This is a genomic window from Kitasatospora sp. NRRL B-11411 (assembly GCF_000721345.1).
Classification (GTDB): Bacteria; Actinomycetota; Actinomycetes; order Streptomycetales; family Streptomycetaceae; genus Kitasatospora; species Kitasatospora cineracea.
The window spans coordinates 1-9,942 of the sequence record NZ_JOGH01000170.1 but is presented as its reverse complement, the minus strand read 5'-3'; the positions used below and the strand labels follow the sequence as shown (position 1 = coordinate 9,942).

At 76.4% G+C, this 9,942-nt stretch carries 6 protein-coding genes; all 6 read right to left on the bottom strand.

Annotated elements, in window-relative coordinates; all coding sequences use genetic code 11:
* Positions 1-606 (bottom strand): ABC transporter ATP-binding protein (locus IH44_RS0136995; protein ID WP_030464230.1); only part of this gene is annotated, 606 nt, incomplete at its 3' end.
* A 43-nt stretch (positions 607-649) separates the two neighbouring features.
* A complete protein-coding gene (locus IH44_RS0136990; protein WP_030464229.1) occupies positions 650-3,391 on the bottom strand; it encodes a hypothetical protein in 2,742 nt (913 codons plus the stop codon).
* Between the two features lie 97 nt (positions 3,392-3,488).
* Positions 3,489-6,731, bottom strand: coding sequence for an FtsX-like permease family protein (locus IH44_RS0136985; RefSeq protein ID WP_157852595.1), 3,243 nt, complete (start codon positions 6,729-6,731; stop codon positions 3,489-3,491).
* 186 nt (positions 6,732-6,917) lie between these two features.
* Complete coding sequence (locus tag IH44_RS0136980) at positions 6,918-7,964, bottom strand: LacI family DNA-binding transcriptional regulator (RefSeq protein ID WP_030464227.1); 1,047 nt, start codon at positions 7,962-7,964, stop codon at positions 6,918-6,920.
* Between the two features lie 54 nt (positions 7,965-8,018).
* A complete protein-coding gene (locus IH44_RS0136975) occupies positions 8,019-8,915 on the bottom strand; it encodes a carbohydrate ABC transporter permease (protein ID WP_030464226.1) in 897 nt (298 codons plus the stop codon).
* 1 nt (position 8,916) lies between these two features.
* Complete coding sequence (locus IH44_RS0136970; protein WP_030464225.1) at positions 8,917-9,846, bottom strand: carbohydrate ABC transporter permease; 930 nt, start codon at positions 9,844-9,846, stop codon at positions 8,917-8,919.
* Positions 9,847-9,942: the final 96 nt, after the last annotated feature.

Genomic DNA, 9,942 nt, shown 5'->3' with positions numbered 1-9,942 from the left:
GCCGGTGGGTTCGTCGGCGAGCAGGACGGCGGGTTGGTTGGCGAGGGCGACGGCGATGGCGACGCGTTGCTGCTGGCCGCCGGAGAGTTCGGCGGGGCGCCGGTGCGCCAACTCGCCGATGTCCAGGGCTTCGAGGAGTTCGGTGACGCGTCCGCGCTGCCGCTTGGCCGCCCGGTGGCCGGAGCGCAGCTGCATCGGCAGCGCCACGTTCTGCTCCGCCGTCAGGAAGGGCAGCAGGTTGCGGGCCGTCTGCTGCCAGATGAAGCCCACCACCTCGCGCCGGTAGCGCAGCCGGTCCTTCGCGGTCATCGCCAGCAGGTCCTGGCCGTCCACCGTCGCGGTGCCCGCCGTCGGCGCGTCCAGGCCCGCCAGCACGTTCAGCAGCGTCGACTTGCCGCTGCCCGACGCGCCGACCAGCGCCACCAGGTCGCCCCGGTCCACCGTCAGGTCCAGGCCCTGCAACGCCTGCACCTCGATCCCGTCGGTGCTGAAGATCCGCACCAACCGCTCGCAGCTGATCGCCAGTTCGGCACCGACGGTACGGGGCGCGGCGGCCGCCAGCGCCTTGCGCCGCAGCTCCTCCAGGCTCGGAGTCGGAGTGCTCATCGGGACGTCCCTCCTGCGGGGGGCTCGGTGGTGGATGCGCGGTTCATCGGGCGTCCCCCGCGCGCAGCTCGGTGGTGATCTGCCGACGGGCCGTCACAGCGGCCTCCGCCAGCACCGCCAGGGCCGCCAACACGGCCAGCCCGACGGCCTGTTGGACGATCGGCCCGGCGATCGGCCGCAACCCGGCCGACACGCCCGAACCGACCAGCGGCGAGAGGTCGACGGTCGGGCCCAGCAGCAGCAGGCAGCACACCGCCGTCAGCGCCCCGCCCAGGGCCGCCACCAGCGACTGCGGCAGCACCTCCGCCAGGATCAGCGCCAGCCCCTGCCGGGGCCGCAACCCCATCGTGCGCAGCCGGGCCAGCACCGCCGCCCGCTCCGGACCGGCCCGCAGCAGCGTCAGCAGCACCGACAGCAGCGCGAACAGCGCCGTCGCCCCGACCGACACCCAGAACAGCCGGACCGCCGAAGCCTGCAACGGGTCGTCGCCGAGCGCCGCGACCTCCCCGGCCGCGGTCCGCACCACGTGGCCCGGCCGCAGCCCGGCGGCCGGCGGACCGAGCAACCGCTCGGCCAGCGCCCGCAGTTGCCCGTCGTCCGGGTGCCCGAGCGCCATCCACTTGGCCGGACCGCCGAGCCGGGACACGAACTCGGCCGCCGGACCGGCCGGCAGCAGCACCGTCGTACCGACCGCCCCGGTCAGCGCCGGAGTGTTGTCGGTGAACCCCACCACCCGGATGTCCGCCGCGTCGCCGCCCGCCAGCCGCAGGCTGAAATCGCCCTTCGGCAGGTCGCCGGTCACCAGCGCCGGCAGCCGCCCGCCGTCCACGGGGGCGGCCAGCAGCGCCGGGTCGAACCGGCCCCGCCCGGCCTCCTCGGCCAGCCGCGCGTACCGCACCGGATCGGCCACCACCACGTTCACCCGCACCGAGGTGCCGCCGCCCACCGACAGCACCACGTCGTCGTCGATCCACACCGGCAGCGAGTCCGTCACCCCCGGCAGCCGCCCCGCCTGCGCGACGAACGCCTCCGGCAGCGCGGTGTTCAGCGCGGCACCCACCGAGGCGTCACCGCCGATGGCGTACCTGGCCACCACGACCCGGTCGGCGGCCACCGACTCCAGCACCGTCGCCCCGACCGCACCGCAGCCCACCGCCAGCACCAGGGCCAGCAGCGGCAGCACCGAGGGCCGCGACCGCGGACCCCCGCCGCCCCGGGCCGCCCGGGCCAGCCCCAGGAACCCGACCGCACCCGGCCGCCGCCCCGCCCGACGGGCCAGCACCCCGATCAGCGCGGGCTGCAGCCGGGCCAGCAGCAGCGCACCCGTCAGCGACAGCAGCAGCGGCGCCGCCACCAGCAGCGGATCCACCCCCTCGCCCAGCGGGGCCACCCCGCGCCGCACCACCTGCACCGCGGCCGCCGCGGTCACCGCCAGCACCGCCAACTCGCCCACCAGCCGCCGCCGCCCCGGCCGGGCCCCGGCCCGCGGGCCGCGCAACAGCAGCGCGGCCCGCACCGGGAACGCCAGCAGCGCCAGCAGCGTCACCGACCCGGCCGCCACCGCCGCCGGCAGCCAGCGCGCGGTCGGCAGCAGCGCGAACGCCAGCAGCGCCCCCAGCCCCGCCGCGGGCAGCACCGTCGCCGCCCCCTCGCCCAGCAGCCGCCGGAACACCCCGCCCGCCCCGGCCCCGCGGGCCCGCAGCAGCACCAGCTCCGACGTCCGCCGCTCGGCGGCCAGCGCCGCCGCCAGGCACAGCACCACGGCCGCCACGCCCGCCGCCCCGGCCGGGCCGACCGCGGTGATCGAGTCGATCGCGGTCTGCCGCTGCCGGGCGGTGTCGATCGAGGCGCGCAGGGCGGAGTCGACCCGGACGCCCGGCCGGCCGAGGCCCGTGGTCACCCGGACGGCGACCGGCCCCGAGGTGACCGAGGCCAGCGCGAAGGAGGTCTGCTCCAGCCGGTCGGCGCGCAGCGCGGCCACCCGCACCGGCAGCCGCCAGAAGTCCTCCGCGCCCTCGCCCCACTGACCCACCCGGGGCAGCTCCTCCGGACCGATCAGGGGCGTGGCGTACCAGTACGGGCGCGGCGGTTCCCCCGGGCCGGGGGGCGGCGCCATGTTGACGCACGCCTTGACCGCGCAGGCCGCCTCGGCCCAGAACGGGTCGGCCGGGTCGACGGCCTCGTACAGGCCGACCACCTGCATCGGCATCGGGGACAGCCGGGCCAGGGGGGCCAGGACGGAGGGGCCGGTGCTGAACACGTCGCCCACCTTGATCCCGATCTCCCGGGCCGCCGCCGCGGACAGGGCGACCTGCACCGGCTCCCCGGCGCCGCCGCGGCCGACCGGCCACCGGCCCTCCGTCAACCGGGAGCGCTCCTGCTGGCCGTGCTGGTACAGCAGGGAGAACTCGGGCGGCACGCCGTCCAGTTCGGGCAGCCCCTGGTCCGGCACCGAACGCGCCACCCTGACCCGGCGCCCGTACACCGGGCCGCTCGGGTCGAGCGGGAGCGCGCCGCCGATGACGGAGGTGAGCTGCTCCGAGGTGGTGTCCAGCAGTTTCGCCGGGTCGTCGGTCGAGGGCAGGCCGCTGGACACCGACACGTTGGTGACCAGCGGGCCGGCGCCGTTCAGGAAGGTGTGCAGCGCGCTGTCCGCGCCCCGGTCCAGCGCCCGGGGCAGCCCGGCCGCCAGGAAGACCAGGGCCAGCGTCAGGGCGGCGGTCAGCAGGGCCGCCAGCGGCGCGGTGCGCAGCCGGGTGCGGACCCAGGGGGCCGGGGCGCTCATTTCTCCTCCACGGACCGGAGCCGGGCGGCCGGACCGCGACGACAGGGGCAGGGACGACAGGGACGGGGGCGACAGGGACGGGGGCGGGCCGGGGTGCTCACTTCTCCTCCGCGGAGCGCAGCCGGGTGGCCAGGTTGCGGCGGCCGCCGCCGAACAGGAAGGCGGACAGCAGGGGGAGGGCGGCGGTGCCCAGGGCCAGCGCCAGCACCTGGCCGGGCGGCAGGCCGACCAGCACGTCGGGCACCGGCGGGCGGGCGGCCGGGGTGAGCACCACCAGCGGCACCACCAGGTGGACCAGGGCGGCGCCGAGCAGCAGTCCCACCCCGGTGCCGATCCCGACCAGCACCAGCCGCTCGACGGCGGCACTGCGGCTCAGCAGCCGCCGGGGCGCGCCGAGCGCCAGCAGCACCGCCGACTCGCCGGCCCGCTCGGCCGCCGAGGCGGCCGACGCGGCGGTGAAGCCGATCGCGGCCAGCACCGCGGCGGCCAGCGCCAGCGCGGCCAGCGCGCTCTGCGGGGCGGCGCTCAGCGGGTCGCCGAGCCGGGCCGCGGCGTCCTCGTCCCGGAGCGTCAACTGCTGCGCGGTCGGCCCCGCGCGCAGCGCCGCCGCGGCCTCGGCCGGGGTGCGGTCGCCGGGCCCGGTGGCGGGCAGCCACCACTCGGAGACCGCCGGGACGTCGAAGCCCCGGTCGCCCAGCCAGCGGTCGGTGCCGGCCAGGTCGAGCAGCAGCGCGGTGGAGCCGTACACCGGCAGCGCCCCGACCGCCCCGGTGATCCGGACCGGCACCGAAGTGCTGCCCAGCTGCACCTTGACCAGGTCGCCGATCCGGGCGCCGACCGCGGTCAGGTAGTCGCGGGTGGCCAGGCCCTCGACCTCCGGGCCCGATGGGGTGGAGCCGGGTGCCAGCAGCAGCGCCCGGGCGCCGCCGTGGTCCTGCTCGCCCGGGGTGTAGCCGACGGTCAGCAGCCGGTCCGGGCCGGGCTCGCCGGTCACCCGCACCGGGGTGCCGTCCGCGGCCTGCACGCTCCACGCGCCCGCGGGCACCGGCACCGGCACGGCCGCCCCGGCCGCGCTGTCGGCGACCGAGACCTGGCGCAGCGTCAGCTCGCTGTGGCTCTGGCCCCACGCCGAGGGGTACGTCAGCCCCAGGCCGGTCAGGGTCAGCGGCTCGGCGATCGAGCCGAGCGGGGCGGCGGTCAGCGGGCCCAGGTCGACCGGGACGGTCAGCTCGCCCCGCACGGGCAGCTGCGGCACCAGGACCCGGTGCAGCGTCCCGAAGCCGTCGCGCAACTGCAGCCACAGGTCGGGCGCCTGGAGCGCGCTGCGGTCCCACTCGGGGCGGTCGGAGACCTGCACGGTGAGGGACAGGTCGATCCGGGCCGGGCGGCCCGGCAGCGGCACCCCGGCCGGCAGCGGACCGGACAGCGGGGCGAACAGCTCCCCGGCCGGGCGGTGGTCGAACAGGTCGGCCCGCACGTGCAGTTCGGCGCCCGCCCGGGCGGTGTCGGTCAGCAGCACCCGGCCCTGCCGGTCGCCCGGCAGCGACTGGTCGACCCGGGCCACCGGCAGCAGCCGCCCGCCGCCCGGCAGCGCCGCGTACCGGCCGCCCTGGCCCAGCACGGGCAGCGCCGACGCCTGGATCCGCAGGCCGCCCGCGGCGGCGAAGTCGGCCTGGTCGCGCTGCGAGTCGCGCCACGCGGTGTGCTGGCCGATCGCCAGCACGCCGGTGGCCACCGCCAGCACCAGCAGCAGCACCGGGCCGTTCGCCCGCCCGGGCCGGCGGGCCAGCTGCCAGCCGCCCAGCGCCGCGCCCAGCCCGCGCCCGCGGGCCGCCAGCCGGGCCCCGAGCCGGGCCGCGAACGGCAGCACCCGCAGCACCAGCAGCGTCCCCGCGCACAGCGCCAGGGTCGGCGCCGCGACCAGCACCGGGTCGATGCCCAGCCGGCCGTCGGAGTCCACCGAGAGGCCGCCGGTGCGGGCCGAGAGCTGCTGGTAGGCGACCACGGCCAGGGCCAGCAGGGTCAGGTCCGCGCCGGAGCGGACCACCGTGCCGACCACCGCCTGACGGCGGGTCACCAGCCGCTCGCCGTCGCGCCGCAGCACCGCGGGCAGCGCCGAGACCAGCACGCAGGCCAACGCGCACAGCGCCGCCGCCGGCCAGCGCACCGCGGTGTCGGTGTGCGCCAGCGGCAGCCCGGCCAGCGGGCCGCGGCCGGTCAGCAGCCGCAGCAGCGGGCCGGCCAGCAGCGGGGCCAGCAGGGCGGCGGGCAGCGCCAGCAGCAGCGCCTCCAGCGCCGTCCAGGCGGCCAGTTGTCGCCGGGTCGCGCCCCGGGCGGTGAGCAGCGCGTCCTCGCGCAGCTGCCGTTCCGCGACCAGGTGCACCACCAGCAGCAGGGCGGCCCCGGCCAGCACCGACAGCTGCAGCGCGCCGATCAGCAGGCTGGACTCGGTGACCAGCGTCGCCGAGCGCAACTCGGCCAGCAGCGCGGGAAGTTCGGTCTGCGACTGGAAGCCCGGGCCGGTCTGCTTGAGCAGTTCGGGCAGCCGGGCGGCGAGTTCCCCGACCCGTTCGACCCGGGCCCGGTCGGCGGTGGTGAAGTCGGCGGTCAGCAGCGCGCCCCGGCTGCCCTGCGGCAGCAGGCCCGAGCCGAAGGCGCCGTCGTCCACCAGCATCGGCCCGTACGTGGTGAAGCCCCGGACCTGGATCTCCCGGCCGCCCAGCGGGTCCAGCCGCCAGTACGGGGCGTCCCGGTCGGCGGCCTGGTAGACGCCGGTGACCCGGACGGTGAGCGGCAGGCCGCCGTACCGGTCGGCGAGCACCACCTGCGCGGGCAGCGCGTCCGGGCTCAGGCCGAGCCGGGGCAGGGCGCTGCCCGGCACCGCGACCTGCACGGTGCCGGCGGTGCCCGGGCCCGCGGGGGCACCCTCGGCGGTCGGCCACTGACCGGCCGTCAGACGGACCTCGCCGTGGTCCAGCGCGGCCAGCACGGTCAGGTCCGCCTCGCGGGCCGGGGCCGTCGCGCCCGGCTGGGCGGGCAGCCCGTACGCCCGGCTGCGGGCCAGCGTCCGGGTGGCGACCGGCAGTCCGTCGAACAGCCGGGCGCCCAGCGCGGCCGTGCCGGTGTCGTCGGCGGACCTGGCGTCCAGCGCGTGGTCCGCGTTCAGCAGCACCGTCACCCGGCCGCCGCCGGCCAGGTCGCGCCGCAGGCCCGCCTCGGCGACGGTGCGGTCGAAGGCCACCAGCGTGGTCAGCACCGTGGTGGCGGTCAGCACCGTGAACAGCACCGCTGCCGCCAGCGGCAGCCGTCCGCGCAGCCGGCGCAGCACAAAGCCCAGCATCTTCCCGTCCCCCCGTTCCGGCCCGGTGCACCGGATAGCGGACGACTTTGTCAGAGTCGAACGGAAATCGGAAGTGTCCGGTACGAAACACCTGTGGTGCACGCACCGTCAGGAGCGTTCCGGGCGGGATCGGGCAGGCCCGGGCCCGCCCGGACGGGCCGACCCGGACTGGCCCGGGCTCGGCGCTCAGGCCGAGCGGCGGACCACCAGTTCGGTCGGCAGGATCACCGTCGGGGCCTCCTCGCCGGCGATCCGGTGCAGCAGCAGGCGGACCATCTCGGCGGAGATCCGGTCCCAGGGCTGGCGGATGGTGGTCAGCGGCGGACGGGTGGTCAGGGCGACCGGGGAGTCGTCGAAACCGCCCACCGCGACGTCCTCGGGCACCTTGCGGCCGGCGTGCTCCAGGGCGGACAGCGCGCCGTCCGCCATCAGGTCGGAGGCCACGAACACCGCGTCCAACCCCGGCTCCCGGTCCAGGAGTTCGCGCATCGCGGCCTCCCCGCCGGACCGGCTGTAGTCGCCGGCCGCGATCAGCCGCTCGTCGGCCGGCAGGCCGTACTCGGCGAGCACCTCGCGGTAGCCGGACAGCCGCTCCACGCCGCCCGGGGTGTCCTGCGGGCCCGCGATGGTGGCGACCTTGGTGCGGCCGGACTCCAGCAGGTGGCGCACCAGGTCCTTGGCGCCCTCCCGGTCGTCCGCCGCCACGTACGGGACCCGGCCGCGCTGGCCCAGCGGGCGGCCGCAGCACACCATCGGGATGTCCGCCTCGCGCAGGTGCTCGATCATCGGGTTGCCCCGGTGCGAGGAGACCAGCAGCACCCCGTCCACGTGGCCCGCCGCCAGGTAGCGGGTGACCCGGCGGCGCTCCGCGTCGTCGCCCGCCGTCATCAGCAGCAGCGGGATGTCGTGCTCGGCCAGCGCGGCCGTGCAACCGCGCAGCAGGGTGGTGAAGTTCGGGTCCTCGAAGAACCGCTCCTGCGGCTCGGTCAGCAGGAACGCCACCGAGCCGGAGCGCTGGGTCACCAGGCTGCGGGCCGCCCGGTTCACCACGTACCCGAGCTCGGCGATCGCCGCCTCCACCGCCTGCTGCGAGGCCGGGCTGACGTTGTGTCCGCCCTGGAGCACCCGGGACACCGTGCCCCGCGAGACGCCCGCCACCGCGGCGACGTCGTGGATGGTCGGCGGGCGCTTCGGCCGTCCGGCCGCCCGGCCGCGGGGCGCTGGTTCCGTCATCGGGATGCAGGTCCTTGCAGATCGAGGTGTCGGGGTCACTGTAGTGGCGGCCCGTCAGGACTTCACGGCGCCGGACAGCAGGTCGACCCGCCAGTACCGCTGCATGCCCAGGAACAGGGCGATCAGCGGCAGGATCGACAGCAGCGCGCCGGTGATCACCAGGGTGTACAGGGCCGGCTCGTTCGCGCCCTGCTGGAGCAGCGAGTACAGGCCCACCGTGACCGGGAACTTGTGGTCGTCGCCGAGCATGATGTACGGCAGCAGGAAGTTGTTCCAGATCGCCACGAACTGGAACAGGAACACCGTCACCAGCCCCGGCACCATCATCGGCAGCGCCACGCTCCGGAACAGCCGCCACTCCCGCGCCCCGTCCACCCGGGCCGCCTCCACCACCTCGTCCGGGATCGCCGCCTCCGCGTAGATCCGGGACAGGTAGATGCCGTACGGGGACAGGATGCTCGGCAGCAGCACCGACCAGTAGCTGTCCGCCAGGCCCGCCTTCGACATCAGCAGGTACTGCGGCACCGCCAGCGTGATCGGCGGCATCAGCACGCCCGCCAGCAGCACGTTGAAGACCGTCGAGCGGCCCCGGAAGCGGTACTTGGCCAGCGCGTAGCCCGTCAGGCCGGACACCGCCGCCGACAGCAGCGCGCCCGCGCCCGCGTACAGCGCCGAGTTGGCCATCCACTGCCAGTACACGCCGCCCCGGTACGAGGACAGCTCGGACAGGTTGTCCCAGAAGCCGGTGCCCGGCGCGTAGGTGAAGGTGGTGAACAGCTCCTGGCGGCTCTTGGTCGCCGCCGTCACCACCCACACCACCGGCACCAGGCAGTACACCGCGCCCAGCAGCAGGAGCAGGGTCGGCGTCCAGGCGGTGCGGCGCGGGGCGGACGCCTTCGGGGGCAGCGCGGGGGCGGTCCGGCGGGGGGCCGCAGCGGTGGTGGTACTCATCTCAACTGCCTCCGTTGGCACGCTTGTTGACCAGCTTCAGGAACCCGAAGGAGAGCAGCAGGGTGGCCGCCGCGATCACCACGGAGGTGGCCGCCGCCGAGTAGATGTTGCCCTGCACGAACGCGTCCCGGTACACCTTCATCAGCGGCGACCAGGTCGAACTCATCGAGTTCGTCAGCGGCTTGAGCGTCATCGGCTCGGCGAACACCTGGAGCGTGGCGATCATCGAGAAGAAGAAGGTCAGCACCAGCGACGGCGCCACCATCGGGATCTTGATCCGCAGCGCGACCTGCAGCTCCGAGCAGCCGTCCAGCCGGGCCGCCTCGTACAGCTCGGCCGGCAGCGCCCGCAGCGAGGTGTAGATCACGATCATGTTGAAGCCGGTGCCGCCCCACACCGCGATGTTCGCCATCGCCAGGTACAGCCCGCTGCCGTGCAGCAGGTCCGGGCCGCTCATCCCGGCCTGGGTCAGCAGGTAGTAGCCCGGACTGACCTGCGGCAGGTACAGGAACCCCCACAGGGTCGACGCCACGATGCCCGGCACCGCGTACGGCAGGAAGATCACCAGCCGGGAGAACGCCCCGAACCGCACCCGCGGCACGTCCAGCAGCAGCGCGAAGAACAGCGCCGCGCCCAGCATCGTCGGCACCAGCAGCGCCCCGTAGAGCAGCACCCGGCCGGAGCCCGCCAGCAGCTCCGAGTCGGCCAGCGCCGAGGTGTAGTTGGACAGCCCCGCCCACACCTCGGTGCGGGCGTGCGAGCCCAGGCCGAGGCCCTTCACCCGGGTGGCGCGCAGGCTCAGGTACACCGCGAAGCCGATCGGCAGCGCGAAGAACAGCGTGAACAGCAGGGTCGCCGGGCCGAGGAAGCCGTACGGCGCGAGCGAACCGCGGCGCCGGAGGGCGCGGCGGGGCGGGGGAGGGGAGGCCATGGCGGCTCCTAGGGGACCGGAGGGGCGGGGGAGGGTGTCCCGGTCCGCCGCCGGGCGGGGCGGCGGACCGGGGGTTCTAGCGGTGGGCCCGGGGGC